Origin of the sequence: Castellaniella caeni NBRC 101664, from assembly GCF_001592225.1 — a bacterium.
Lineage (GTDB): Bacteria > Pseudomonadota > Gammaproteobacteria > Burkholderiales > Burkholderiaceae_B > Castellaniella > Castellaniella caeni.
The window spans coordinates 36568-59197 of record NZ_BCWN01000014.1 but is presented as its reverse complement, the minus strand read 5'-3'; the positions used below and the strand labels follow the sequence as shown (position 1 = coordinate 59197).

Here is a 22630-nt window from a genome sequence, read left to right as displayed (position 1 = left end):
CCGACAGCACGAATATGGATTTCAAAGTCTGGGTTCCACCCCAGCAGAGGGCAAATACATGATGCAGCGCGAGCAGTACTACACGCCCGTTTGTCGGGCCCTACACAACAAATGCGGGCTCGAAGTCGAGCACATCCGCACCGCGCATGCCCAACCCCCTGGCTACCGTGCGCCAGCCATTTACTGCCTGGGCAACTTCAACCCAAGTCGCAGCGGCCCGTTCTGCGTCCAACCTGAAATAAGGTGCTCCCTCCATCAGCAAGGCTTGGCTATCGATGACCCCGGAATCCTCGGTGAGCCAGGTCTTGCTCTCTCGGCGATCGCCCGGCATCGGGTTGAGGTCGAAGGCTGGCGACAGGCGCCACCCGTGATTGCGTGCGTCGTACAGGAACCCCATATTGCGCAGATGGTCGTCAGTGTTGCAAATCAGGAAATTGAAGACCAGGCGACGCCACAGTTCGTGGATGTCTTGAATCGGGTTGGCTCCCACTTGCAGCAGCACGTCCACCAGCTCCGTGTAGGCATGCGCCGTGTCACGGCCATCGGATTGCAGCATCGTCGCGGCCGACACGTAGGGAATCCGGCCTGCATTGTCGGTGCGGTCGAATCGGCGAATGATGGCAACTGCGGTGCCGTTGATCAGTTCCACACGCGCCGGAGCCACCCTGATGCCTGCCTTGGCCGCCAGGTGCATGGCCAGCACTTCGCCACGGATGACGTCACGCTGATCCGCCCGGCTGGGAAACTTGCCCAAGGCCAAACGCCCCCCCGTATCTCGAACCGTGGATTTGGGCCGCGTACCGCCCAGCGAAGTGCCCTGTCCAAGCAAGTATTGCAGGTCTTGTGCGCTCTCCGTACCCTCTTCCAGGGCGTGGGCGGCCTGCACAATCCTATCCAACTCCACCAACGGCGGTACGCGTCTGCACTGCTCGCCAGAGCGCAAATAGGCCTTGGCCTGGGGATCAAACAGGCGCAGTGCGCCAACACGCGCCTCGTCGTCTACCCACATCACGAAGTCGACGGGCTCCAGAGCGGGCATCTGGCGATCTTCCTGCCGCAGCCTCGCATGAGCACGCCGGATCACGCGTTCACCCCATGAATCTGGCGCAGTGTCTTCCAACGCACGAAAAAACACCTGCTCGGGATGCTGGACGCCCGGCACGGGTTGCAAGTCAGGCGACAGCGCGAAGAAGCGGGGATCGTGCAGCCATTGCTCGTCATAGCTGAACGCGCTGCGCTTACCACTACCTAGATACAGTCGCCCCACGACCTGTCCTCCGGCCCCCAGACGCACTTCGAGGTCGCGACGCCTGGGCGACTTGCCCTTTGCCATCAGAAGCCCTCCAGCTCATCGTTGTCGGCATCTGTACTGCTTTCGCCAGTCGCGGCGGACTGGCGCGTTTGCCGCTTGTTTCCAGGCGACGATCGCACCCTTTGCGGCAACTGTTCGCGCATCAGTTCCATGCCCAGCACATCATTTTCCATGGCCATTGCCTTGAGCACCGCATCCAGGCGGCCGAGCACTTGCAGGGCACGCAGAAAGGTATGCAGCGCCGTGCCAGGATAGCCATCTTCCATGCGCCTGACGGTGCTCAGTGATGTGCCGATGCGCTGCGCCAGGCTTTCCTGGCTCAGTCGGCGCATGCGGCGTGCCGTCGAGATATCCTGCCCCAAACGACGCAGCGCGCGCCCAACTGGCAGTGGCAACGCAAGCTGTGCGCCAGAGCGTTTCCGCACGGAAGATGGCATGACGATAATCCATCAAATATGATTTTGAATTAACTTTAGTTAGTCATATTTGAACATATCGGCACAACCATGATCAAGTATTCCGCCAACTTCCAGCGGAAACCCTTCAGGCAGATAATTGCGCAGACTGGAGCGGGGTCATCAACCATGTCGAATGCTTATCTGCGCTATCGAGTAGATGAGCGCGCAGCGATAACCTACTGCGTACGATGCTCCGCATGGGCCGAGAAAGCCCCCGCCGTCAGATCAATGTCGGCGCCTGAGATGCCAGCTCTGCGTGCTACGTCCTATCCTGCATGGATGCTTCTGCCACCTTGCGGGCGATCCGATCAAGAAGGCTCTTATTCAGGCGACTAAATTGACAAATGAGACATAAGAGATTAACGTTGATTATGTCTCAAACCAGCCTGTGGGAGATGACTATGCCCAATACCACCCATCTACCGCGCGTCACGGCGGAAGATGTACGCCGCTTCGCAGATACCGTCGAAATCCGGGATGCCAGGGCGTTCGCGGCCGAGTTGCAGGCGTTCGTCTACGAACGAGTGAAGGCTGCGAAGCTGCACCCCCCCATGGAAGCGGAGACGACGACGCAGGCCCTCGCCCGCAAAGCGGTCGCGCTGCGTGCCAGCAAGCGCTGGGCACCGACTGAAACCGACATTCAACGCGGTCGCGTTGTACTGCTGACAACCTTCAATCAGCCGCAAAATCTGCCACTCGCCGAATTCGCCAAGCTGGCGAACAAATCGCGTCAGCAGATCTACAAGGACATCGTCGCCCGCCGGCTGCTGTCACTGAATGTGGGACCTCGCGGTCAGAAGCTGCCCGACTGGCAGCTCGATCCGGTAAAACAGCAGCTGACCCAAACCATACTGCAGAAGGTCGAGGGTATCGACCCCTGGACGATCTACCGTGCGTTGTCCGAACCTCTCGAAGGCTTGGGCGGGCGTTCGCCGGTGGACGCAGTGACACCTGGCTCGATCAACGACGTGGCCGAGACCGTATTCAATGTGTTGAGCGTGCAGGTGCACTGAAGCCAGACCGCCCATGAGCTACGAACTGCCTTCGTCCCTGATCAATGTCGGTGAGTTGCTCCAGCATGTGAGCCGTGTCGTCTATCGGAACAGCCCACTGTACTATGGCCGCAACAGCACCAATCGCTACGATGATCCGGCGCGGGCCTACGGAGTGCTCTACCTGGGGCGCGATCTGCCGACGGCGCTGATGGAGTCGGTGTTCCACAAGCACCAGTGGCTTGCAGATACAAAGCGTTCGATCGCGCTGAAAGAAGTCCAGGGTCGTATGGTGCGTGCCGTAGGGGTGATGGCTGATTTACATCTGGCCGACCTCACAGCCTCGGGCGTCATGGCCGGCTACTTCGGCCTGAACCTGGAGCAGTTGGTCAGCCGCGACTACACGCACACGCAACAGGTATCCGCCCAGTTGCATGCGATGGCCGGAGACGACCATGAACACGCCACACATCGGCATCGCAGAACGCATCGGCCGTGTCTTTGGCAGCGGATGGTGCATTTATGCGCGTGGCGATCAGCGCGTACCGAACTGGTTGGTGTCCAAGGGCGTGCCAGCGGTTGGCACCAACCTATTGCTATGGCCACCGACAGCGAGCCACGCTTTTCCACCCTGCCGCTGATGTCCAGCAAATGGGCGCGGGTGATGTCGTAGATGGTCAGGGGCGGCAGTACGGAAAACACGTCCTTCTTGAAAACCCGCTGGATCTGCTTTGGCGTGCTTTGCCGGCCTTCGTCTCCCGATTTGGGAACCCCGTATTGCCGGTGTACCACTCAATGTACCGTTTGTACCGTTTTTATGCGGATGGGAGTGGATTTCGCTGGATGTCAGTGGATCAAGGTTGGCTAAAAAATCTTAATCCCGACAATGAATTACGACGTTTCTTGGCGTTCGGTGGAAGACCGTGGAAAGCCGAAATGGAGCGGGTGATGGGAATCGAACCCACGACGGAAGCTTGGGAAGCTTCAGTTTTACCATTAAACTACACCCGCGATTGGTGCAATCGATTGATGCACAAGGATTTGTGGGTAAAATTGAAGGCCACAGACACCCTTGAAGCCCTGTAGTTTACCTCATTTTGAACACACCTAAAGCCCCCCCGCCCATCGTCACGGCACAAGGTGCCTCCGGCAGCACGCACATTCGCAGTTTCGTCCATCGCCGCGCACACATCACGCCCAGCCAGGAGCAAGCCATCGCCCAGTGGCTGCAGCAGTGGGCCATCCGCTACCAGAATGCGCCGCTCGACTTGTCGGCGGCCTTTGGCCGCGCCGCGCCCACCATCCTGGAGATCGGCTTTGGCATGGGCGAGACCACGCAGCAGATTGCCCAGGCGCGGCCGGGCGACAATTTTCTGGGGGTCGAGGTCTTCAACGCGGGCGTCGGGGCGCTGCTCAAGCGCATCCACGACAACGAGCTGGGCAACATTCGCATCATCCAGCACGATGCGGTCGAGGTGCTGCGCGACATGATCCGACCCGGGTCGCTGGCGGGCGCGCACATTTATTTCCCCGATCCCTGGCCGAAGAAACGCCACCACAAGCGTCGCCTGATCCAGCCAGCCTTCGTCGAACTGCTGGTCAGCCGCCTGGCGCCGGGCGCTTATCTGCACTGCGCCACCGATTGGGAACACTATGCCCAGCAGATGCTGGCGGTGCTGTCCGCCGAGTCCGGGCTGCAAAACACCTGTGCCGATTATGCGCCCCGCCCCGACTACCGGCCGCTGACCAAGTTCGAGAACCGCGGCTTGCGCCTGGGGCACGGGGTCTGGGATCTGATTTTCACGCGACGCACGCCTGACGGCGTCGCATCAGCAACAGAGGCAAATTGATGTATCCGGAAATCCAGCCCTATCAGCAGGGCATCCTGGAGGTCGGCCACGGCCATCGCGTCTACTGGGAACTGTGCGGCAATCCGCACGGCACGCCCGCGGTGTTTCTGCACGGCGGGCCGGGCGCTGGCTGTTCGGCCACCCATCGGCAAGTCTTCGACCCCAGCCGCTACAACGTTTTGCTGTTCGATCAGCGTGGCTGCGGGCGTTCGACGCCGTCGGCCAGCCTCGAACACAATACGACCTGGGATCTGGTGGCCGACATCGAACGGCTGCGCACGGAGGTGCTCAAGGCCGAACAGATGGTGGTCTTCGGCGGTTCGTGGGGCTCCACCCTGGCGCTGGCCTATGCCGAAACCCACCCACGACACGTGCGGGCCCTGATTGTGCGCGGCATCTTCCTGCTGCGCCAGGCCGAGCTGCGCTGGTTCTATCAGGAAGGCGCATCGTGGCTGTTCCCCGATGTCTGGGAAACCTATCTGGCCCCCATCCCCGAGGCCGAGCGCGGCGACCTGATCGCGGCCTATCACCGCCGCCTCACGGGCAGCGACACCCAGGCGCAGCTGCAGGCGGCCCACGCCTGGACGCAGTGGGAAAGCCACACCATCAGCCTGCTGCCCAACGAAGAGCACATCCAGTCACACGCCGCCGACCAGGCGGCACTGGCCTTCGCCCGGATCGAGAACCACTACTTCGTGAACAAGGGCTTCATGGAAGAAGGCCAGCTGCTGCGCGACGCGCACAAGCTGGCGGACATCCCCGGCGTCATCGTGCAGGGGCGCTACGATTGCTGTACCCCGGCCCGCTCGGCCTGGGATCTGCACCAGGCCTGGCCCAAGGCCGACTTCCACCTGATCCCGAATGCGGGTCATGCTTTTGACGAACCCGGCATCCTGAAGCAACTGCTGGCGGCCACCGACCGCTACGCCTGAGCGTCCCACCGCCCTTTCTCTGATCGCCGCCGCCCGTGCCCGAAGGCGCGGGCAGCGCACACGGAAGCCACGCACCATGAGTCTCACCATCCGCCTGAACGGTCACGAAAAACAGCTGGACGGCGTCCACACAGTGCAAGACCTGGTGGCCCACCTGGGCTACGAGGGCAAGCGCATCGCCATCGAACGCAACGGCGACATCGTCCCCAAGAGCCAACACGCCCACACGGCGCTATCCAACGGCGACCACCTGGAAATCGTCGTAGCCGTGGGAGGGGGATGAGACAGGACTAAAAACCGTCCCTGCGGACGGTTTTTTGCCTGTCGAATCGAAGCGGCCTGCAGGCCGCGACGTGGAGAGATGCCAGCACCAAGACAAGCCCTGCCTGTCTCCGTGGAAAAATGCCCGCACCAAGACAGCCCCAAGCCCTCCCAAAAGCAAAACCTACCGAAACCCTCCCCTTCCCATCCCCGCCAGCCCCTTCAGCCCCCCCATGGCGCGCATCATCTTCGCCATGCCGCCTTTTTTCATCTGCTTCATCATCCCCTGCATCTGCTCGAACTGCTTGAGCAGGCGGTTGACCTCTTGAACCGGCACGCCGGAGCCCGCGGCGATACGGCGCTTGCGTGAGGCCTTGATGAGCTCGGGCTTGGCGCGTTCGAGCGCCGTCATGGAATTGAGAATGCCTTCAGTGCGCGCCAGCTGCTTTTCGGCTTGGCCGCCCTGCACGTGGGCGGCGGCCTGAGCAAACTGCGCGGGCAGTTTTTCCAGTAAAGAGCCCATGTCACCCAGCTTTTTGACCTGCTGCAGCTGATCGCGGAAATCATTGAGGTCGAAGCGGTCGCCGGACTTGAGCCGGGCCGCCAGTTTTTGCGCCTCGGCGATATCGATATTTTTTTGCGCCTGCTCGACCAGCGAGACGATGTCGCCCATGCCGAGGATGCGCTGGGCCATGCGCTCGGGGTGGAAAGCTTCGAGGCCATCGAGTTTTTCGGACACGCCCACGAACTTGAGCGGCTTGCCGGTGATCTGGCGCACCGACAGGGCCGCCCCGCCGCGCGCGTCGCCATCGAGCTTGGTCATCACCACGCCGGTGAGCGGCAGCGCCTCGGAGAACGCGCGCGCCACGTTGACGGCGTCTTGCCCCTGCATGGCATCGACCACGAACAGGGTTTCGATGGGGTTGAGCAGGCCATGCAGGACGTGGATCTCGTCCATCATGACCTGATCGATGCCCAGGCGCCCAGCCGTATCGACGATGAGCACGTCGTAGTGGTGGCGGCGGGCATGATCGAGCGCATCACGGGCGATGTCCTGCGGTTTTTGCGTGGTTTCGGTGGGCAGGAAATCGACCCCCACCTGCGCCGCCACGGTGCGCAGCTGATCGATGGCGGCGGGCCGGTAGACGTCGGCACTGACGACCAGCACCTTCTTGCGCCCGGTCTTGCGGCCATGCTGGATGTGGTTGCCCTCGGACAACCACTTGGCCAGCTTGCCGGTGGTGGTGGTCTTGCCCGCCCCCTGCAGACCCGCCATGAGGATGACGGCGGGCGGTTGCGCCGCCAGGGAAAGCTCGCCCGCCTCGGCCCCAAGATCGCCCCCCATGAGGCTGGTGAGTTCTTTGTGTACGATGCCCACCAGCGCCTGGCCGGGGTTGAGGCTGCCCACGACTTCCTGCCCCAGCGCCGCCGTCTTGACGCGGGCGACGAACTCGCGCACGACGGGCAGCGCCACGTCGGCTTCGAGCAGCGCGAGGCGCACCTCACGCAGCATCTCTTGCGTGTTGGATTCGGTCAGGCGGGCTTCGCCTCGCATGGTCTTGACGACGCGCGACAGACGGGAAGTGAGGTTATCGAGCATGATGGCGTATCCGTAAAACTGGTTGATCCGTCGGCCTGCGCATAAAATGGATGCTTTTGGGGCGCGGGCTGTGCGCGCCGGATACCGAGGACTATGTCAGTCAGCATTGTATTTCACTTGCTTGCCGCACTGGCTTACGCCGTGCTGGGCCTGGCCCTATGGCGTCCGATCATCGGTGCCAAGAGTGTGCGCGCCACCGGGGCCATCGGGCGCAGCTGCCTGCTGGGGGCCATTGCCCTGCACGGCATCGGCCTGGGGGCCGCCGTCATCGTGCCCGCTGGCCTGCACCTGGGCTGGGCGCTGGCCCTGTCCACCGCCATGTGGCTGGGCATGATCGTCTTCTGGATCGAAAACTTCCTGCTGCGGCTCGACAGCCTGCTGCTGGTGCTGCTGCCCGCCGCCGCGCTGGTCAGCCTGTTGGCAGGTGTCTTTCCGCAGGGTTATCTGGTGCCGCACGCCAACAGCGACTGGCTGCGCGTGCACCTGCTGATCGCCATGGTGGCCTACGGGCTCATCACCGTCGCCGCGCTACACGCCATGCTCATGACGGTGCTCGACCGCCACCTGCATCGCCCGATCGAATCCGAGGGCGAGCAAGGCGTCATGGGCCGCGCCATGAGCGCCATGCCGCCGCTGCTCACGCTCGAACAGCTGTTGTTTCGCCTGATCGGCATTGGCTTTGCCATCCTGACGCTCACCGTCATCACCGGCATCATCGTCTCGCTGCGCCTGGGCGGCAACGCCCTGCCCATGGATCACAAGACGGTGTTCACGCTGCTGTCCTGGGTCACTTTCGGCGTGCTGCTGCTCGGGCGCCAGATTCAGGGCTGGCGCGGGCGCACGGCACTGCGCTGGACGCTGGTCGGGTTCGCCTTCCTGCTGCTGTCCTACACCGGCAGCCGGTTCGTCCTTGAAGTGATTTTGCACCGAGGCAATCTTGGGTAAGTTTCTACTGTGGGCCATCATCATCCTGGCCGTCCTGATGGTTTCGCGCATCCTCAATCATCAAAAAGCCCAGGCCCGGCAGGCGGCGGAGCGGCGCCAGGCGGCGCAATCCAAGGCCGCCGCCGAAGAAATGGTGCGCTGCGCCCACTGCCAGATCTATCTGCCGCGCTCCGAAGCCTACATGAGCCGGGGCAAGACCTGGTGCTGCGCCGAACACGCACGGCTGGGACTGAAACAGTGACCCGGCGCGCCGGGCAAGCTGGCGTCCAGGCACCAGACGTCGGGTCGCTGGAAACGCCATCCACACAGGCCGCCGGGCCGCTGCACCTGGGGCCGGACGGCTGGCTGGACGACGGCCCCGGCATCCTGCGCCGCCCATCGCCCAACCACGACACCCGCCCCGACGCCGAAGCCCCGTCCCTGCTGATCATCCACAACATCAGCCTGCCGCCCGGGGTGTTTCAGGGCGACGCCATCATCGATTTCTTTCAAAACCGCCTGGACATCGCCGCCGACCCCTGGTTCGAGAACATCCGCGACCTGAAGGTCTCCGCGCACTTCCTCATCCGCCGCGACGGCACCATCGTGCAGTTCGTGCCCACCACGCTGCGCGCCTGGCACGCGGGGGTGTCGTCTTTTCAGGGGCGTGAGCGCTGCAACGATTTTTCGATCGGCATCGAGCTGGAAGGCACGGATACGACCCCGTACACGGACGCCCAGTACGCACGGCTCAATGCCCTGGCGGCGGCGATCCGCGCGCGGCACCCGATCCGCTGGGTGCGCGGGCACGAACACATCGCGCCGGGCAGAAAGACCGACCCCGGCAAGTCGTTTGAGTGGGGGCGGTTGGACGGAGGGCTGGCGTGAAAGGGCTGGGCGTTCACGACCGGCCATGCTTAGAACGACAGGCGCCCGAGCACCTCATCGGCGATACCAAGACAGGCGGTCAGGCCTGGTGATTCGATACCGTACAAATTGATCAGGCCAGGCACACCGTGCTGGCGCGCATCCTGAATCAGGAAATCCGCATCGCCTGCTTCCGCATGGGCCAGCTTGGGACGCACCCCGGCGTAGTCGGCATGCAATGCGCCATCGGGCAGCTGAGGCCAGTATTGGCGGATCGAATCGTAGAAGCTGTCGGCACGCGCGGGATCCACGTCGTAATCGACGGTATCCACCCACTGGACATCGGGCCCGAAGCGTGCGCGCCGCCCCAAATCCAGCGTCAGATGCACCCCCAGGCCACCTTTCACGGGCACGGGATAGATCAGATGAGAAAAGGGGGACGCCACTGACAAGGCGTAATAGTTGCCTTTGGCCAGTTTCATGCGGGGAATCGTCTCGGGCGGCACCCCTTCGAGACGCGCGGCCAGGGACGCCGCCTGCAAGCCCGCCGAATTGATGAGACAAGGCGTGCGGATTTCCATGGGTTCGTCGCCCCCGACCTGCAGCACGATGCCGTGCTTGCCATCGACACGCCCCGACACCACGGGGGAACACAGCGCCAGCATGCCGCCCGCGGCCTCCAGGTCCCCCAGCAAAGCCTGCATCAGGCCGTGGCTGTCGACGACCCCGGTGGAAGGCGACTGGAGCGCCGCCACGCAGCGCAGTGCGGGTTCTTGCGCCTGTGCCTGCGCGGCCTCCAGCCACTGGAGATCATCCACCCCGCTGGCTGCCGCGTTGGCGGCCAGCGCGCGCAACGTGGGCAGCTGGCTGGCCGCGGTGGCGACGATCAATTTGCCGCAACGCCAGTGGGCTACGCCGTGCGTCTCGCAATAAGCGTAAAGCGCCTGGCGGCCTTGCACGCACAGGCGCGCCTTGAGGGAACCTGGCGGGTAGTAAATACCGGCATGAACGACCTCGCTGTTGCGCGAGCTGGTGCCCGTGCCGATCGCCGACTGCGCCTCCAGCAGGATGGTTTCACGGCCCCCCAGCGCACAGGCCCGCGCAACCGCCAAGCCGACGACGCCAGCCCCGATGACAATGCAATCCACTTCTTCCACAGCTTGAACTCCCAATCCCGCTAGTGATCGTTTTGTTGCGGCGCCCTGCCGACGTGCAAGGATTCCCAGCGCTGGCGCGTGGGCTGCATGTGGTCTACCACCAAGCGCGCCAGCGCAACCCGGTCTTGTGCCTCGATTGCCTGGATCATGGCGGCATGCTCGCGCACCGCCTGCTGCAGCCACTCGGGGGCGACGATGCCATACGAGCGGATCGGGTTGGAGACTTCGGTGTAAAAGGCGATGGCCTTGCAAAGTTCGCGGTTGCAGCTCAGGGCGAACAGCTGGTCGTGAAACTGATCGTTCAAGCGCCGGATCAGGCTGCCATCGGCGGCGATCGACACGGCCGCGGCATGCTTGACGTAGGCTTCTTTGAGCGCTGCCAGGGCCTGGGCGGAGGCGGGCAACGGCATGATCAGCGCCGCGTCACGCTGCAGCAGCTCGCGCATGTGATAGATTTCGCCCACTTCTTCGAGCGTGAAATCTTTGACACGTGCCGATCTGGAACGCGGCTTGACCACGAGGCGGCGGCCCACCAGCTCTTGAATCACCGAGCGCACCACGTGGCGCTTGGCCTCGAAGCGTTCCATCAGGGTGTCTTCTGTCAGCTCTTGGTTGGGGCGCAGCCGCCCGAAAATGATGTCGGCTTCCAACAGCGCCACAATATCGGCTACGGAAGCACTACGGCTTGGTTCACGATTCATCGAACGATCAACTCCAGACGCGTGGGTTCGTCCCACATCCAGCCCGCGGGGGTGCGCCGCAGTTCAGGGAAATGGCCTGGCACGACAATGTCGGCGTGGGCGGCAATCCAGGCGAGCGTCTGGGCGGAGCGCGACGCGGGATCGAACTCGCTGGCCGCATGTCCCCCCGCCAATTCGCGGTACGTCTTGCACGCATCCCCCGCCAGCACGACACGCGCCCCGTCATCCCGGGTGTAGTGCAGCAGATAACTTCCTGGCGTATGCCCAGGCGCATGACGATACAGCAATCCGGGCACCAGTTCTCCTTCGGTTTGATCCAGCAGGTGCAGAGGACGGTCGGCCAGATAGTGGTTCATGCCGATGCTGCAAAACGGATCGTCCGGATCGGGCTGTTTGGCGTACGCCCATTCTGCGGCGCCAAGATAGACATCCGCCCGCGGGAACAGATCGACGTTATTGGCATGGTCGAAGTGCAGGTGCGAGAGAAAGACCGTGCGTATGTCCTCTGGGGCCAGGCCGTGTCTTTTCAGCCCAGCCAGCAGCATGAGCCGGGTGAGGTGGTGCCCGGTATCGAACAGGATCGGGCCATGTCCCTCTGCCTGAATCAACACGGTCGTGGAAAAGCCGAAGAAGCCCTCTTTGAAGCGGAGGCTGTTGCCTTCCACCAGAATGCTGTGATGAATCGTCATCGAGATCTCCTTCGTCCAACGATTATTATCAATAATACAGACAATACTATAACTTTGACTTCAATTACCACAACCAGAATTGAGCGTTTCGCAGGGATAAATCGGACGACATAACCCTGAAAACCTAGGGTTTTCACTGATCTTCATCAAAATTGTAGTGACACATAAATTATTAATAGTATTATTGATTCTACATCAGTTCCTCATTTTTTTATCAAGATTTCGGGAGACATCATGGCGGCATTCAAGACAATCGTGGCCGGGCTGGCAATCGCCCTGACCAGCGCGGGGGCACAGGCCGACACCTGGCAAATGGCCACGCCCTACCCCGAGTCCAACTTCCACACCAAGAACGTGCTGCAGTTCACCCAAGACGTCCAGGAAGCCACCCACGGCAAGCTGCAGATCAAGGTGCATTCGGCTGGGTCGCTCATCAAGCACCCGGAAATCAAGAACGCGGTCCGTTCACGCCAAATCCAGATCGGCGAATTCTTCATCTCCATCCTGGCGAACGAAAACCCCTTCTATGCACTAGACTCCGTGCCCTTCGTTGCCACGTCGTTCGACGACGCCCGCAAACTCTACGCGGCGTCCAGGCCCGAGCTGGAAAAAGAACTCGACAAACAAGGCCTGAAAATCCTTTACTCGGTTGCCTGGCCGCCCCAAGGGCTGTATTCGGATCGCCCTATCGAAAAGGTCGAAGACCTGCAAGGCCTGAAGTTCCGCGTCTATAACTCTCAGCTGGCGCGCCTGGCGCAGTTGGTCAACGCCGTCCCGGCGCAAGTCGAGGTTCCGGATCTTGCCCAGGCGTTTACCACCGGCAGGGTCAATACGATGCTCACGGCAACCTCGACAGGGGTGGATACCAAAGCCTGGGATTTCCTCAAGTATTTCTACGACGTGAAGGCCTATTTGCCCAAGAACATCGTGGTCGTCAACAAACGCGTCTTTGATGCCCTGCCTGCCGACGAACAGCAGGCGGTCATCGAGGCCGCGGCCAAAGCCGAAACCCGCGGATGGCAGATGGCGGAAGCAGACCACCAGGCCAAAAAACAGATTCTGGCCGACCACGGCATGCACGTCAGCGATGGCAGCGAAGCCCTGAACGCCTCTCTGCACAAGATCGGCGCGCGGATGGCAACCGAATGGAGCCGCTCGGCCGGAAAACCGGGTGAAGCCGTACTCCAGACCTACCGGGCCCAATGATGCACAAGATGCTGGATGCGCTCTATCGCATCACAGGCCTGCTGGCTGCCGCCTCACTGGTGGGCATCGTCGTCGTGGTGTTCGGCCAGGTGCTGCTGAACATCATCGACTACGTTGCCACACGGCTGTTTGGCACCAGTTTCGGCCTGCTCATCCCCTCCTATACCGCGCTATCGGGCTACGCGCTGGCTTTCGCCACCTTCCTGTCTCTGGGCCTGGGGCTGCGCAAGGCCGCGCACATCCGTGTCACCTTGCTCGAGGTACGTCTACCGAGACTGGCACAGCGCGTCAGCCTGACCTTGGTTGCGCTGCTTGCCGTACTCATCGGCGGGCTGTTCACCTACAGCCTGGGCCAGCTGGCCTACCAGTCGTATGCCTGGGGCGACCGGGGCACCGGCTTGCTGCGCGAACCACTCTGGATTCCACAACTGGTCATGTGCATCGGCGCGGCTGTCTTCCTGGTAGCCGCCATCCACACATTTTTCGAGGTTCTGCGCGATGGTCATAGCGAGGCCCTGAGCACGGACAACCACGCCGAAGAGGTCACCTGATGTCTGTCTCCCTCATGTCGTTCGTCCTTCTGGCGGTGCTCTTTGGCAGCCTGGCCGCTGGCCTGTGGATTTCCATTGCCTTGTTCGTCACCGGGCTCGTGGGTGTCGTCCTCTTTGCCAGCGCACCGATCACCGACGTACTCGGCACCAACATCTGGACGTCGTCCACCGAGTGGTCGCTGGCGGCGCTGCCGCTTTTCATCTGGATGGGCGAAATCCTGTTTCGCTCGCGCATGTCCAAAGACCTGTTCACAGGGCTCGCCCCCTGGATGCGCCCCATCCCCGGCGGGCTGGGTCACGTCGGCATTCTTGCCTCGGGCATCTTCGCCGCCGTCAGTGGATCTTCAGCGGCCACGTGCGCCACGGTCGCCAAGGTCGCCGTGCCCGAACTCAAGGCGCGAGGCTACGACGAACGCCTGGTATTGGGCACGGTGGCGGGTTCCGCCACCCTGGGGCTCTTGATCCCCCCCTCCATCATCATGATCGTCTACGGCGTGGCGGCTGAGCAATCCATCGCCCGGCTTTTCATCGCGGGGATACTGCCCGGGCTGGTCGTCATCGCACTCTACATGGGATACGTGGCACTGCAGTCGATCACCGGGCGCGCCAAAACTCCGCCCAAAGACCCCCCCACCACACTGGGGCAAAAATTTCAGGCCTCTCGTCGGCTGCTGCCGGTCGTTCTGCTGATCGCGGGGGTCGTGGGCTCCATCTACCTGGGGCTTGCCAGCCCCACAGACTCCGCCGCGGTCGGCGTGGTACTGGCGCTGGCCATGAGCTGGTGGTTTGGCGACCTGAGCTGGCAGTCCTTCAAAGAGGGGCTGATCGCAGCCACGCTTTCGTCATCCATGATTGCCTTCATTCTGGCCGGATCAGCCTTCCTGACCCTGGCAATGGGCTATTCCGGGCTACCCGCCATGATTGCAGGGTGGATCACCGGCATGCAGCTCAGCAGCTACACGTTTATCGCCGCGCTGACCGTATTTTTCATCATCATGGGGTGTTTCCTGGACGGAATTTCCATCGTCGTGCTGACCACGGCGGTGCTCCTGCCCGCGGTTCAAGCGGCGGGCATCGACACCATCTGGTTTGGCGTGTATCTCGTCCTGGTGGTGGAAATGGGGCAACTGACCCCACCCGTCGGCCTCAACCTGTTCGTCCTGCAGGGCATGACGGGACGCGACATCGTGTTCATCTCGAAGGCCGCCTTCCCGTTTTTCCTCATGCTGATCCTTGCGGCGGCGATCTTCACCGTCTTCCCCGATGTTGTGATGGTGCTGCCGAGGATGATGTACGGCGGTTGAGCTTGCGTGCAAAGACAGGCTGCACGCCAACGCTCAGGCCGGTTGCAGCGCCTGCACCAGTTCGGGCACCGCCGTGAACAGATCGGCCTCCAGCCCGTAATCGGCCACGCCGAAGATGGGCGCTTCGGGGTCTTTGTTGACAGCCACGATCACCTTGGAGTCTTTCATGCCGGCCAGGTGCTGGATGGCCCCCGAGATGCCCACGGCGATGTACAGCTGCGGGGCCACGATCTTGCCCGTCTGTCCCACCTGGTAGTCGTTGGGCACGAAGCCCGCGTCCACCGCTGCGCGCGAGGCGCCCAGGGCAGCACCCAGGCGGTCAGCCAGGGGCTCGAGCACCTGCCGGTAATGCTCGCCGCTGCCCAGGCCACGCCCACCGGAAACAATGATGTCGGCGGCACCCAGCTCGGGGCGCTCGCTGACCGTGAGCGCGCGGCTCACTAGCCGGGACAGGCCCAGGTCGGGGCCGGCTGGCAGCGTTTCGACAGGAACCACGGCGCCTGACGCGACGGCGTCGAAGGCTGTCGTGCGAATCGTCATCACCTTGACGGCGTCCGTGCTGCGCACCCGCGCCAGAGCATTGCCCGCATAAATGGGGCGCACGAAGGTCGCGCTGTCTTCGACGGCGATCACATCGGAAATCTGCGCAACCCCCAGCAAGGCCGCCACCCGGGGCAAGGTGCTCTTGCCCGCAGGAGAAGCCGCCGCCAGGATGTGTTCATACCCCGGGGCATGCGCCAGGATGAGCGCGGCCAGATTCTCGGCCAGCTGATCTCGATAGTGCGGCGCATCGACCAGCAGGACGCGCGATACACCGGCCAGCTCACGAGCCTGCTCGGCCGCAGCCTGACAATCGGTGCCCGCCACCAGCACGTGCACCTCATCGCCCAGAGCAAGGGCCGCCGCGACGACGTTGGCAGTGGCGGCACCCAGGTGCTGATGCGTGTGTTCGGCAAGTACGAGAATGGTCATGCAATCACCTTGGCTTCATTTTTGAGACGGTCGAGCAGCTGGGCGGCGTCGGCCACCCGAACGCCGGCGCTGCGCGCCGCGGGTTCGCTCACCTGCAGCACGGTCAGATTGGCCTGCACCGCCACCCCCAGCCCCTCGGGCGTCAGGATGTCCAGCGGCTTTTTCTTCGCCTTCATGATGTTGGGCAGCGTGACGTAGCGCGGCTGGTTCAGGCGCAGATCGGTGGTGACCACGGCGGGCAGGGTCAGCTCAAGCGTTTCCAGCCCGCCGTCCACTTCGCGCGTGACCGTGGCGCGGCCATCGGCCACCGCCACCTGCGAGGCGAACGTGGCCTGTGGCCAGCCCAGCAGGGCGGCCAGCATCTGGCCGGTCTGGCCGGCATCGTCATCGATGGCCTGCTTGCCGCAGATGACCAGGCCGGGTGATTCTTGCTGGCACACGGCCTGCAGCAGGCGGGCCACCGCCAGCGGCTGCAGTTCGGCATCGGTCTGCACCAGGATGGCGCGATCGGCCCCCATGGCCAGAGCCGTGCGCAGGGTTTCCTGGCAGGCGGCCGCCCCGCAACTGACGACGACGACCGCTTCCGCCAGCCCCGCCTCCTTGAGGCGCACGGCCTCTTCCACAGCAATTTCATCGAACGGGTTCATGGCCATCTTGACGTTGGCCAAATCCACCCCGGTGCCGTCACGCTTGACGCGCACCTTGACGTTGTAATCCACCACCCGTTTGACGGGTACGACAATATTCACGAATCATTCCTTCAAAGAAGAGGGATGGGACGAGGCCCCCTCGCTACCCCGGCGGTAGCGGTTGACGGCATCCCCGTGGGCAATGGGATGACCTTCATCGTCGAAAACCTCGGTTCTGGAAAAAAACACGCTGCGCCCGGCGGACTGCACCTTGCCCCGCGCGTGCAGAGTGCCTGCGGAGACCTGGCCCGTGTAGCTGATGTTCAGCGACAGCGTGACCGCCTTGCGCGGGTGCTCCGGCGAGCCGGTGTACAGCCCGGCCAGGGCGCCCGTCACGTCGATGAGCGTGGCCAGCACGCCGCCATGCACCGTGCCGCCACGGTTCAGGTGGCGTGGTTCGATGTCCAGTTCGAGCTCGGCACAACCATCGCGCCAGGCCACGATGCGGCAGCCAGTCTGCGCGGCAAAGCCGCGGCCGATGGCACTTTCGTTCAGCGCCTCGGCAAGTTCAGCGGGCAAAGTAGAGTTCATGCAGCGCCTCGATATCGACATCCGCAGCGGCCTGGGAAAGCTGGATTTTCCCGCCCTGCATCAGGTGGACATGGTCGGCCACGCCGACCGCCTTGTGCGTGTTCTGTTCGACCAGCACGATCGTGCGGCCTTCTTTTTTCAACTGGGCCAGCACGTCGAAGAGTTCGTTGACGATCACCGGGGCCAGGCCCAGGGAAGGTTCGTCGATGATGAGCAGGTGCGGATCGGACATCAGACCGCGACCCATGGCCAGCATCTGGGCCTCGCCGCCGGACAAGGTGCCGGCCAGCTGGGTACGACGCTCTTTCAGCCGCGGAAACAGGGCGTAGGCCTTCTCGCAATTGGCCTTGGCCCCGGCGCGCCGGGACTTGGGGTAGGCGCCCAGCATCAGGTTTTCCTCGATGGACATGTCCTTGAACACCATCCGTCCCTCGGGAATCATGGCGATCCCCTGACCAAGCAAATCCCAGGTGGACGCGCCGCCCAGGGGGCGGCCCTCGAAGCTGATGCTGCCCTGGGTCAAGGGGATGAGCCCCATGATGGCGCGCAGCAGCGTCGTCTTGCCGGCCCCATTGGGGCCGACGATGGTGGTCAGCTGCCCCTGGGGCACCGACAGCGACACATCCCACAGCACGTTGATGGCGCCATAGCCCGCGCGCACATCCTTGATTTCAAGCATGGCCGTCTCCTGTGTAGCTCTTGATGACCTCGGGGTTGCTGAAGACCTCGTCGGGCGTGCCATCGGCGATCAGTTCGCCGAAGTTGAGCACGGCCACCCGGTCGCACAGATTGCTGATGGTCTCGATATCGTGCTCGATGATCAGAATGCCGACGGAAAACTTGGCATGCAGCTCTTTGAGCATGTTCATGAAACGGCGCTTGCCCGCGGTCTCGAGCCCGGCCAGCACCTCGTCGAGCATGAGCAGCTTGGGGTCGGTGGCAAGCGCCTTGGCCACTTCCAGCGCCTTGAGTTCGGTCAGCGCCAGCCCGGTGGCGGCATCGTGATCGGCCTTGGCGCCCAGGCCGGTGAAGGCCAGCACCTCGTCGAGCCGGGCTGGATCGACGCGCCCGGTGCCGAAACGCTGCGCCACGATCAGGTTCTCGCGCACCGTCAGTTCGTGCATGGGCTGCGGGATCTGGAACGTGCGCCCGATACCCATGCGGGCCCGACGATGCAGGGGCGCGCGAACGATGTCGCGGGTGTCGAACAGGATGCGCCCGTCCGACGGGCGCACCAGGCCCGAGATGGCGTTGAACAACGTGGTTTTCCCGGCACCGTTGGGGCCGACCAGGCCGACCACTTCGTCCGAGCGCACCGACAGGCTGACGGCGTTGACCGCCGTCAGGCCGCCGAACCGGACCGACAGATTTTCGAGCTTCAGCATGCCTGCTCCCCCGTAGAACCACTTGCGATCCGCTGCATGCCAGGGATCTTGCGCACCAGGGGCACCAGGCCGCCGGGGCTGAAAATGATCATGGCCACCAGCAAGGCCCCCAGCACCAGCTGATGGCCAGTGGGCATGAGGTTCTTGAAGATCAGCTGATCCACCAGATAGACGGTCACGGCGCCGATGACAGGCCCGGAGATCGTGCGATAGCCGCCGAAGATAGCCGCGACGATGGGCAGCATCACCCACATGCTGTTGAAAGCGTAATCGGGTTCGAGGAAGTTGATGTAATGCACGTTGAAGGCCCCGACGACGCCCGTCATGAAGGCCGAGACGAACAGCATCATGGCCTTGAGCAGTACGCTGTTGACGCCCACCACGCGGGTAGCGTCCTCGCTGCCGTGCATGGCCCGCAGGGCGATGCCGTAGTGGCTGGCGCGGATGTGGCGGTACGCCACGATGAACACCAGCAGCAGGGTGAGGATGAGCACGTAGCCGCCTGTCTTGCTCGACAGGTCGAAGCCCAGCACGACAGGCAGTTGGGGCACGCTGGCCAGCCCGCCCGAACCGCCCGTGACCGATTCCCATTCCGTGGCGACGATGCGGAAGATGTGCGCATACGCCAGGATTGCCAGGGCGAAGTACGGGCCTTTCAGGCGCAGCACCGGCAGCATCACCAGCGACGCCAGCACGGCTCCGACGCCGCCCAGCAGCATGGCGGGCAGCACCGGCATGCCAGCCTTCATGGTGAGCAAGGCGGAGACGTAGGCCCCCACCCCGAAAAACGCGGAATGCCCGAAGCTGACCATCCCGCCCAGGTTGCCCAGCAAGGCCCAGGCCAGCGCGACGCCCCCGATGATCAAGGCGGCCACGATCAGGCTCATGACGTAGTTGTTGTCGCCCAGCAGCCACGGGATGATGCCGTACGCCAGCACGATCCCGAGCAGGGCCGATTTCGATAGTTTCATGTTCACCCCCTTCGCGCCTTGGCGCCAAACAGGCCATTGGGCATGACAAACAGCACCAGCAGGAACAGCACCATCCCGACCAGCTCCTGCAAGGCCGAGCTGTACAGAGTGACGGTCAGCGCCTCGGCGATCCCCAGCAGCAGGCCGCCGATCAGCACGCCCGGAATCGAGCCGATGCCCGCCAGCACCGTGATGATGAAGGCCTTGATCGTCAGCGCATGGCCAAAGGCTGGCTGGATGACGCCGTAGCTGAAGATGGCCACCCCGGCGAAAGCCGCCAGGATGCCGGCCACCACGAACGAGACGATCTCGGTCGTGCGCGGGTTGATGCCCATGAGCTTGGCCGCGTCCCGGTTGCTGGAGACGGCGCGCACGGCACGCCCGTACCAGCTGCGCGACAGCCACCACCACAGCGCAAGCATCAGCACCAGCGCGATCCCGAAGAACAGCACCTCGCCGCGCATGCTGTACAGCGGCCCAAGCACCACGGCATCCTGCAGCCAGGACGACGAGGTCGAATGCACGTCGGCCGACCAGGTGAGCAGGATGGCGTTGGTGAGCATGACGCCCGCGCCGTAGGTGAGGATCAGCGAATTGAGCTCACGGTCGGCCCGGATCATGTTCACCAGCCAGTACACGAGCACCGAGCACAGGCTCACCACCACCAGTGCGATGGGAATGGCGTAGATGGGGCTGATGCCCAGCCCCGCCTCGACCGTGTAGGCGATGTAGGCCGCCAACAGGACGAGTTCTCCGTGGGCGAGGTTGATCACCTTCATCGTCCCGAAGACCAGCGCCAGTCCAAGCGCCACCAGGGCGTACGAGCCGCCCTGCAGGACGCCTGAATAGAGCGACTGCAAAATGAGTTCCATCATGGAAGAAATGCTCCACGTTCAAATAAAGTGCACCGGGCCCGGATGCCCAGTGTCGTCGGCGGCGGCCCCGGCCCAGCCCCGGATCACGCGGCCGGCCAGGGGCGGGCACCGCCGTGCCCGGGTCTGCTTACCAGGGCACCCCGGGATAGGCCATCTTGCCGGTGGCCGCATCCTCGGGCCATACCAGCACGATCTTGTCGCCCTGAATCTGACCGATGTGATGGGCAAAATTGATGTTGTCGCCCTGTTCGTTGAACTGCACCCGGCCAATCAGGGTCTGGGCGTCGGTGGCGGCCAGCTCTTGCGCCACGCCGCCCGACTTCAGCGTGCCCTTGTCGGCGGCCCGGGCAATGGCTTCGAACAGGATCTTGCCCTGGACGTAGCCGAACTGCTGCAGGTAGCCCACATCGTCCTTGAAGCGCGCCTCGTAGGCTTCGGCAAATGCCTTGCCCTCGGGCGAGGTGAATTCCACCGGATAGGGCAAGGCCGCCGTGCCGAAGACGTTTTGCACCACGTCGGGGAATTCCTTCATCATCTTGGGTGTCACCAGCCCCCAGACGCCGATCATGGCCTTGACCTTGGGCTTGAGCACCTTGGCCGCCCGCAGAATGCCCACGTAGTCGTTTTCGTAGCCCACCATCAGGATGACGTCGGCCTTGTCTTTCAGGCGTACCTTGTTGATGAGCGGCTTGAAGTCGGTGGTGGCCGGGTCGAAGGCGTGCATGATGACTTTGACGCCCTTGCTCGCCATTTCCTTTTCAGTGTCGGCGGCCAGGTGCGCATTGGCCTCTTTGGTGGAATACAACACTGAAACGGACTCGATCTTCATGGTTTCCATCAGGCCAACCAGCGCCTTTTGATAACCCGCCGTGTTGTTGACCCGGAAAAAGGTTTTGAAACCGCGCTGCGTGAGACCATCGGCCACCGCCCCCGAGGTGATGTAGGGCAGGCCCAGCTTGTTGGCGGCGTCTGAGGCCGGGCCCACGTTGTTCGAGCCATAGCCGCCGGTGATCGCCACCGCCCCCTCGCCCGCCAGCTTCTCGACGGCGGCCACCGCCTTCGCGGGCTGCGATTCGTCGTCGATCTTGACGAGCTTGATCGTGTGCTTGCTTTGCGACTTGTTAAAGAGCTCGGCGGCCACTTCGACCCCCTGGATCATGCCGCCGCCCTCGCGCGCCAGCGCGCCAGTCATCGGGCCTTCGACCCCCACCAGAATTTCATCGGCTGCCGCCGAGCCCATCTGCAGGCACAGGGCCACCGCAGACAGCACGCAGATTTTGCCTAATCCTCGAACCATGACATTTCTCCTTTTGTGTGACGTTCAACAAGACCTTGTCGGAGGCCTTTCGTGAAAAAATCAATTCAATCCATACTGGTCGGCGAATCAATCCACCGACGCTGCGACGCGGCGGACAGCATCCAGCCGCTGCATGGCTTGCAGCATTTGTTCTTGCAGGCGCGCCACGATGGCGGCCAATGGTTCCGCCCGATCGACGAAAGCCAGCGCATGGCCCGCCGCCAGCAGGCCGCGCGACCAGTCGCCCGTCTTGTAAGCATTGCGCCCGATCTGGCCCGAGACCAGCGGCATCAGGTCGGCAATCGTCACCTGGGGGTTTTCGACCTCCATCGCCTTGACCAGCGCCGTCGTCTCGTTGCGCAGGGTGCGCACCGTGTTCTTGATCGACTGCATGCACAGGTCGGTATCCGTAGGCTGCGCCTGGATGAGCCGCTGCTTGAACTCCGCATGCGCCCAGATTTCATCGGCCACCAGGAAGCGGGTGCCCACCACCACGCCGGCAGCGCCCATGGCCAGGGCGGCAACGATCTGCGAGCCGTGGCCGATACCGCCGCCCACCAGATAGGGGATGTGCAGGGCATGCTGCGCCCAGGCCGTGTTGACGATGGTGCCTACCATGTCCATGCCGGGATGCCCGCCGCACTCGGCCCCGACGATGGCCACGGCATCGACGCCCAGCGACTGGGCCTTGAGGGCGTAGCGCACGGCGGGCACCTTGTGCAGCACCTTCACCCCCGCCGATTTCAGCAGGGGCAGATAGGCTTCGGGGCTGCGGCCCGAGGTCTCGACAAAGCGCACGCCCTCGTCGATGATGGTTTCGAAGACCTGCTGGGTCTTTTCGCCCGGCACCAGCTTGGGCAGCATCGAGACATTGACACCGAAGGGGCCGCCGTCGCACAGGTCACGGCAGCGGCGAATTTCGCCGCGCAGCTGCTGTTCTTCGGGAAAGCTCGCCGCGGTGATGAAACCCATGATGCCGGCGCGCGAGGCCGCCGCCACGTAATCGGCGTTGGCCAGCCACATCAGGCCGCCCGCCACGACGGGCAAGCGGATGCCATAGAGCCGGGTGATGTCCGTTTGATACGGAATCGACATGATTAAAGTCT

Annotated in this window: 26 protein-coding genes and 1 tRNA gene; 11 read left to right on the top strand and 16 right to left on the bottom strand. The window is 63.2% G+C overall.

Going from position 1 to position 22630, the window contains the following annotated elements; all coding sequences use genetic code 11:
• Positions 1-100: 100 nt before the first annotated feature.
• Together CCA01S_RS10005 and CCA01S_RS10000 are read right to left on the bottom strand one after the other, a co-directional pair.
• Positions 101-1333 carry a type II toxin-antitoxin system HipA family toxin gene (locus CCA01S_RS10005; protein WP_066457741.1) on the bottom strand — a complete coding sequence of 411 codons (1233 nt, stop codon included), beginning with the start codon at positions 1331-1333 and terminating at the stop codon, positions 101-103.
• Positions 1333-1749 (bottom strand): helix-turn-helix domain-containing protein, encoded by a 417-nt coding sequence (locus CCA01S_RS10000; RefSeq protein ID WP_066457739.1) that lies wholly within the window; start codon positions 1747-1749, stop codon positions 1333-1335. The genes CCA01S_RS10005 and CCA01S_RS10000 overlap by 1 nt, the downstream gene beginning before the upstream one ends.
• Positions 1750-2165: 416 nt before the next feature.
• On the opposite strand from CCA01S_RS10000, the gene CCA01S_RS09995 reads away from it, so the two are divergent.
• Positions 2166-2783 (top strand): integrase, encoded by a 618-nt coding sequence (locus CCA01S_RS09995; RefSeq protein WP_066457837.1) that lies wholly within the window; start codon positions 2166-2168, stop codon positions 2781-2783.
• 13 nt (positions 2784-2796) lie between these two features.
• Positions 2797-3435 (top strand): RES family NAD+ phosphorylase, encoded by a 639-nt coding sequence (locus CCA01S_RS09990; protein WP_439951503.1) that lies wholly within the window; start codon positions 2797-2799, stop codon positions 3433-3435.
• 264 nt (positions 3436-3699) lie between these two features.
• Here the strand turns inward: CCA01S_RS09990 and CCA01S_RS09985 are convergent.
• Positions 3700-3773, bottom strand: a tRNA-Gly gene (locus CCA01S_RS09985).
• An 86-nt stretch (positions 3774-3859) separates the two neighbouring features.
• On the opposite strand from CCA01S_RS09985, the gene trmB reads away from it, so the two are divergent.
• The 3 genes from trmB to thiS all read left to right on the top strand — a co-directional run bounded on the left by trmB (position 3860) and on the right by thiS (position 5827).
• A complete protein-coding gene (trmB, locus tag CCA01S_RS09980; protein ID WP_066457735.1) occupies positions 3860-4612 on the top strand; it encodes a tRNA (guanosine(46)-N7)-methyltransferase TrmB in 753 nt (250 codons plus the stop codon).
• A complete protein-coding gene (gene pip / locus CCA01S_RS09975) occupies positions 4609-5544 on the top strand; it encodes a prolyl aminopeptidase (protein ID WP_066457732.1) in 936 nt (311 codons plus the stop codon). The genes trmB and pip overlap by 4 nt, the downstream gene beginning before the upstream one ends.
• A 76-nt stretch (positions 5545-5620) precedes the next feature.
• Positions 5621-5827 (top strand): sulfur carrier protein ThiS, encoded by a 207-nt coding sequence (gene thiS, locus CCA01S_RS09970; protein ID WP_066457729.1) that lies wholly within the window; start codon positions 5621-5623, stop codon positions 5825-5827.
• A 162-nt stretch (positions 5828-5989) separates the two neighbouring features.
• On the opposite strand, the gene ffh is transcribed toward thiS, so the two are convergent.
• Positions 5990-7405, bottom strand: a complete 1416-nt coding sequence (ffh, locus tag CCA01S_RS09965; protein ID WP_066457711.1) for a signal recognition particle protein — start codon at positions 7403-7405, stop codon at positions 5990-5992.
• Positions 7406-7498: 93 nt separating this feature from the next.
• Here ffh and CCA01S_RS09960 point away from each other — a divergent pair, with 93 nt between their 5' ends.
• Genes CCA01S_RS09960 through ampD form a run of 3 tightly spaced genes read left to right on the top strand, consistent with a single transcriptional unit; the run spans position 7499 to position 9217 of the window.
• The gene (locus CCA01S_RS09960) at positions 7499-8350 is read left to right on the top strand and encodes a cytochrome C assembly family protein (protein ID WP_066457709.1); all 852 of its coding nucleotides are present in this window, start codon (positions 7499-7501) and stop codon (positions 8348-8350) included.
• Positions 8343-8591 carry a PP0621 family protein gene (locus CCA01S_RS09955; RefSeq protein WP_066457706.1) on the top strand — a complete coding sequence of 83 codons (249 nt, stop codon included), beginning with the start codon at positions 8343-8345 and terminating at the stop codon, positions 8589-8591. Before CCA01S_RS09960 ends, CCA01S_RS09955 begins: the two co-directional genes overlap by 8 nt.
• Positions 8592-8638: 47 nt before the next feature.
• Entirely contained in the window at positions 8639-9217 is a 579-nt protein-coding gene (gene ampD, locus CCA01S_RS09950) for a 1,6-anhydro-N-acetylmuramyl-L-alanine amidase AmpD (protein WP_066457828.1), read from the top strand.
• 29 nt (positions 9218-9246) lie between these two features.
• Here the strand turns inward: ampD and CCA01S_RS09945 are convergent, their stop codons facing one another.
• Genes CCA01S_RS09945 through CCA01S_RS09935 form a run of 3 tightly spaced genes read right to left on the bottom strand, consistent with a single transcriptional unit; the run spans position 9247 to position 11743 of the window.
• Entirely contained in the window at positions 9247-10353 is a 1107-nt protein-coding gene (locus CCA01S_RS09945; RefSeq protein ID WP_066457703.1) for an NAD(P)/FAD-dependent oxidoreductase, read from the bottom strand.
• 20 nt (positions 10354-10373) lie between these two features.
• Complete coding sequence (locus tag CCA01S_RS09940; protein WP_084386664.1) at positions 10374-11054, bottom strand: GntR family transcriptional regulator; 681 nt, start codon at positions 11052-11054, stop codon at positions 10374-10376.
• Complete coding sequence (locus CCA01S_RS09935; RefSeq protein WP_066457698.1) at positions 11051-11743, bottom strand: MBL fold metallo-hydrolase; 693 nt, start codon at positions 11741-11743, stop codon at positions 11051-11053. Before CCA01S_RS09935 ends, CCA01S_RS09940 begins: the two co-directional genes overlap by 4 nt.
• A 234-nt stretch (positions 11744-11977) precedes the next feature.
• On the opposite strand from CCA01S_RS09935, the gene CCA01S_RS09930 reads away from it, so the two are divergent.
• The 3 genes from CCA01S_RS09930 to CCA01S_RS09920 are packed head-to-tail and all read left to right on the top strand — an operon-like array spanning position 11978 to position 14804.
• Positions 11978-12949 (top strand): TRAP transporter substrate-binding protein, encoded by a 972-nt coding sequence (locus CCA01S_RS09930; protein WP_066457696.1) that lies wholly within the window; start codon positions 11978-11980, stop codon positions 12947-12949.
• 8 nt (positions 12950-12957) lie between these two features.
• The gene (locus CCA01S_RS09925; RefSeq protein WP_232305045.1) at positions 12958-13500 is read left to right on the top strand and encodes a TRAP transporter small permease; all 543 of its coding nucleotides are present in this window, start codon (positions 12958-12960) and stop codon (positions 13498-13500) included.
• The gene (locus tag CCA01S_RS09920) at positions 13500-14804 is read left to right on the top strand and encodes a TRAP transporter large permease (protein ID WP_066457694.1); all 1305 of its coding nucleotides are present in this window, start codon (positions 13500-13502) and stop codon (positions 14802-14804) included. The genes CCA01S_RS09925 and CCA01S_RS09920 overlap by 1 nt, the downstream gene beginning before the upstream one ends.
• Positions 14805-14837: 33 nt before the next feature.
• Here CCA01S_RS09920 and CCA01S_RS09915 read toward each other — a convergent pair whose 3' ends face one another.
• The 9 genes from CCA01S_RS09915 to CCA01S_RS09875 form a co-directional block, all read right to left on the bottom strand.
• Positions 14838-15776, bottom strand: a complete 939-nt coding sequence (locus tag CCA01S_RS09915) for an electron transfer flavoprotein subunit alpha/FixB family protein (protein WP_066457685.1) — start codon at positions 15774-15776, stop codon at positions 14838-14840.
• Entirely contained in the window at positions 15773-16525 is a 753-nt protein-coding gene (locus CCA01S_RS09910) for an electron transfer flavoprotein subunit beta/FixA family protein (protein WP_066457682.1), read from the bottom strand. The genes CCA01S_RS09915 and CCA01S_RS09910 overlap by 4 nt, the downstream gene beginning before the upstream one ends.
• A 3-nt stretch (positions 16526-16528) precedes the next feature.
• Positions 16529-16996 carry a PaaI family thioesterase gene (locus tag CCA01S_RS09905; protein ID WP_084386663.1) on the bottom strand — a complete coding sequence of 156 codons (468 nt, stop codon included), beginning with the start codon at positions 16994-16996 and terminating at the stop codon, positions 16529-16531.
• Positions 16974-17675, bottom strand: a complete 702-nt coding sequence (locus CCA01S_RS09900; protein ID WP_066457680.1) for an ABC transporter ATP-binding protein — start codon at positions 17673-17675, stop codon at positions 16974-16976. The genes CCA01S_RS09905 and CCA01S_RS09900 overlap by 23 nt, the downstream gene beginning before the upstream one ends.
• Positions 17668-18381, bottom strand: a complete 714-nt coding sequence (locus CCA01S_RS09895; RefSeq protein ID WP_066457677.1) for an ABC transporter ATP-binding protein — start codon at positions 18379-18381, stop codon at positions 17668-17670. The genes CCA01S_RS09900 and CCA01S_RS09895 overlap by 8 nt, the downstream gene beginning before the upstream one ends.
• The gene (locus tag CCA01S_RS09890; RefSeq protein ID WP_066457675.1) at positions 18375-19352 is read right to left on the bottom strand and encodes a branched-chain amino acid ABC transporter permease; all 978 of its coding nucleotides are present in this window, start codon (positions 19350-19352) and stop codon (positions 18375-18377) included. The genes CCA01S_RS09895 and CCA01S_RS09890 overlap by 7 nt, the downstream gene beginning before the upstream one ends.
• A 2-nt stretch (positions 19353-19354) precedes the next feature.
• Complete coding sequence (locus tag CCA01S_RS09885) at positions 19355-20227, bottom strand: branched-chain amino acid ABC transporter permease (protein ID WP_066457673.1); 873 nt, start codon at positions 20225-20227, stop codon at positions 19355-19357.
• 127 nt (positions 20228-20354) lie between these two features.
• Positions 20355-21524, bottom strand: a complete 1170-nt coding sequence (locus CCA01S_RS09880; protein ID WP_066457670.1) for an ABC transporter substrate-binding protein — start codon at positions 21522-21524, stop codon at positions 20355-20357.
• Positions 21525-21611: 87 nt separating this feature from the next.
• Positions 21612-22619, bottom strand: coding sequence for an NAD(P)H-dependent flavin oxidoreductase (locus CCA01S_RS09875; protein ID WP_066457667.1), 1008 nt, complete (start codon positions 22617-22619; stop codon positions 21612-21614).
• Between the last annotated feature and the right edge of the window lie 11 nt (positions 22620-22630).

Excerpts from the sequence above, each read along its gene's own strand:
- CCA01S_RS09880 (WP_066457670.1), bottom strand. The coding sequence starts at position 21,524 with ATGGTTCGAGGATTAGGCAAAATCTGCGTGCTGTCTGCGGTGGCCCTG.
- CCA01S_RS10005 (WP_066457741.1), bottom strand. The coding sequence starts at position 1,333 with ATGGCAAAGGGCAAGTCGCCCAGGCGTCGCGACCTCGAAGTGCGTCTG.
- CCA01S_RS09885 (WP_066457673.1), bottom strand. The coding sequence starts at position 20,227 with ATGATGGAACTCATTTTGCAGTCGCTCTATTCAGGCGTCCTGCAGGGC.
- CCA01S_RS09875 (WP_066457667.1), bottom strand. The coding sequence starts at position 22,619 with ATGTCGATTCCGTATCAAACGGACATCACCCGGCTCTATGGCATCCGC.
- CCA01S_RS10000 (WP_066457739.1), bottom strand. The coding sequence starts at position 1,749 with ATGCCATCTTCCGTGCGGAAACGCTCTGGCGCACAGCTTGCGTTGCCA.
- CCA01S_RS09940 (WP_084386664.1), bottom strand. The coding sequence starts at position 11,054 with ATGAATCGTGAACCAAGCCGTAGTGCTTCCGTAGCCGATATTGTGGCG.
- CCA01S_RS09895 (WP_066457677.1), bottom strand. The coding sequence starts at position 18,381 with ATGCTGAAGCTCGAAAATCTGTCGGTCCGGTTCGGCGGCCTGACGGCG.
- CCA01S_RS09905 (WP_084386663.1), bottom strand. The coding sequence starts at position 16,996 with ATGAACTCTACTTTGCCCGCTGAACTTGCCGAGGCGCTGAACGAAAGT.
- CCA01S_RS09920 (WP_066457694.1), top strand. The coding sequence starts at position 13,500 with ATGTCTGTCTCCCTCATGTCGTTCGTCCTTCTGGCGGTGCTCTTTGGC.
- CCA01S_RS09990 (WP_439951503.1), top strand. The coding sequence starts at position 2,797 with ATGAGCTACGAACTGCCTTCGTCCCTGATCAATGTCGGTGAGTTGCTC.
- CCA01S_RS09925 (WP_232305045.1), top strand. The coding sequence starts at position 12,958 with ATGCTGGATGCGCTCTATCGCATCACAGGCCTGCTGGCTGCCGCCTCA.
- CCA01S_RS09915 (WP_066457685.1), bottom strand. The coding sequence starts at position 15,776 with ATGACCATTCTCGTACTTGCCGAACACACGCATCAGCACCTGGGTGCC.
- CCA01S_RS09995 (WP_066457837.1), top strand. The coding sequence starts at position 2,166 with ATGACTATGCCCAATACCACCCATCTACCGCGCGTCACGGCGGAAGAT.
- CCA01S_RS09960 (WP_066457709.1), top strand. The coding sequence starts at position 7,499 with ATGTCAGTCAGCATTGTATTTCACTTGCTTGCCGCACTGGCTTACGCC.
- CCA01S_RS09900 (WP_066457680.1), bottom strand. The coding sequence starts at position 17,675 with ATGCTTGAAATCAAGGATGTGCGCGCGGGCTATGGCGCCATCAACGTG.
- CCA01S_RS09935 (WP_066457698.1), bottom strand. The coding sequence starts at position 11,743 with ATGACGATTCATCACAGCATTCTGGTGGAAGGCAACAGCCTCCGCTTC.
- CCA01S_RS09890 (WP_066457675.1), bottom strand. The coding sequence starts at position 19,352 with ATGAAACTATCGAAATCGGCCCTGCTCGGGATCGTGCTGGCGTACGGC.
- thiS (WP_066457729.1), top strand. The coding sequence starts at position 5,621 with ATGAGTCTCACCATCCGCCTGAACGGTCACGAAAAACAGCTGGACGGC.
- ffh (WP_066457711.1), bottom strand. The coding sequence starts at position 7,405 with ATGCTCGATAACCTCACTTCCCGTCTGTCGCGCGTCGTCAAGACCATG.
- CCA01S_RS09930 (WP_066457696.1), top strand. The coding sequence starts at position 11,978 with ATGGCGGCATTCAAGACAATCGTGGCCGGGCTGGCAATCGCCCTGACC.